2 protein-coding genes are annotated in these 1,483 nt (G+C 38.8%); both read right to left on the bottom strand.

All coding sequences use genetic code 11. The features are described from left to right. Positions 1-253 precede the first annotated feature (253 nt). Complete coding sequence (locus HCO57_RS16550; protein ID WP_167989946.1) at positions 254-601, bottom strand: hypothetical protein; 348 nt, start codon at positions 599-601, stop codon at positions 254-256. A 5-nt stretch (positions 602-606) separates the two neighbouring features. Continuing rightward, positions 607-1,483, bottom strand: an 877-nt coding sequence (locus HCO57_RS16545; protein ID WP_410492694.1) for a DUF6973 domain-containing protein, incomplete at its 5' end; no start/stop codon positions are given.

The following is a 1,483-nucleotide window of genomic DNA, read 5'->3' as shown; positions in this document are numbered from 1 at the left end:
GTAAAGGGTAAGTTGCGAGCGGTCTTGTCCTTGTTGATATTCCATACATTAAGTTACGAAATATCACCAAGGTGACAAAGTAAATTGAGGTGATAAAAAGTGGGTTTTGAGACAGTCTGACGGTCTTGTATAAGCGAAGTGGCAGCTTTAAAGGTGTATTCTTTCCTGTTAGCATAGGAGCTAGCTTGAAAACAAAGCGGCTCGGTTTAACACCCAAGCCGCCATTGCGTTTATACCGTGTTGTGGTTTGTATTTATAAGCTATACTCAATTTTCAATTCTCCCTTTGTGGCCTTGTAAGGGTCAAAAGTCCATATGATATTTTCAGTACCATAATAGTCGCCATTCAAGAGTGTATCAACATGTCCCGGAAGAATAAAATAATGGCCATAATCTTTTCTTTGGATTTTAATGGTATCATTCACTTTTCCCTTGATTTTTATATAGTAAGTGATATAACTTTTGTTTTTGTAAGGGACAAGTGTGTCCACTCTTTGTTTTGTGAAATCCGTAATCAAAAAATTTATTTGATCTCCACGATTGTTACAATTACAGGATATAATTAAATTATATAGTAAAAAACAAATTGCTATCTTCTTCATTTTGCTTAATTTGTAGGGATTAATTGAGACTGATTGGTAGCAGGACCACTGCTTCCACCACCCAGTAGATGAGACAGGTACCTCAACTCACCATTGACCATAGCTGCTGAAATACTTTCGACTAAGGAATTAAAACCATCAGTAAACCAGGTTCTTTTATTTCTCCCAACCTCATTGTTAAACAAGTCCATTTGCACTTCTTTAGAATAGTTAGGGTAATTGGAAGGAGCAGGCTTATCTTCGTGTGCTGTTGCCAAATCCTTAGCTAATGTCACTCCAAGCAAAATGGCATTTAATGCATTAAAGTAAGCATGTCTAAAAGCATCACCTTTGCCATTATAAAATGAATTAGGATATAAATCTTCAGCAGCCCATGTAGCTTTTTGACCATTTACTAGGTAGCCTTTTTGTTTGAATTGACTCATAGAGTCAAAAATGGCTTTTTCACTAATGGACATTCTGTTACGATAATCTTGCTCAAATTCTTTAAGTATATCCCTACTTAAAGTATCAACTATATCTTTTACAATCGATTTAGCTTCTACCGAGTTATTATTACCGTTCAAGAATTGATTTGCCTCAATAGCAAAATCATAAAAAGCGACAAGAAAACTGAGTTCTTCTGGCGAAAGCGAATTGCCCAGTTTTTCGTTGATGGTCTCCGCCAATGAGACGAACATGTTCTGGAAGCCGCTTGGTTGCGTTACTACCACGTCCTCATCGTATTCCGATGCAGGGGTGGAGGTAATGCCCGTTGACCCCCCCGTCATGGTAGGGTCACCGCCGCCACCGGTAACCGTGCCGTCAAAATAATAGCATCCGTTACAGTCGTCTCCACTATCGGTGCATACGCTGAAGGTCTCCGTGGTGAAGTAGCTTGAA

The sequence above is a fragment of the Croceivirga sp. JEA036 genome (genome assembly GCF_011882165.1).
Taxonomy (GTDB): Bacteria; Bacteroidota; Bacteroidia; order Flavobacteriales; family Flavobacteriaceae; genus Croceivirga.
This window is presented reverse-complemented; position numbering and strand designations above follow the sequence as displayed.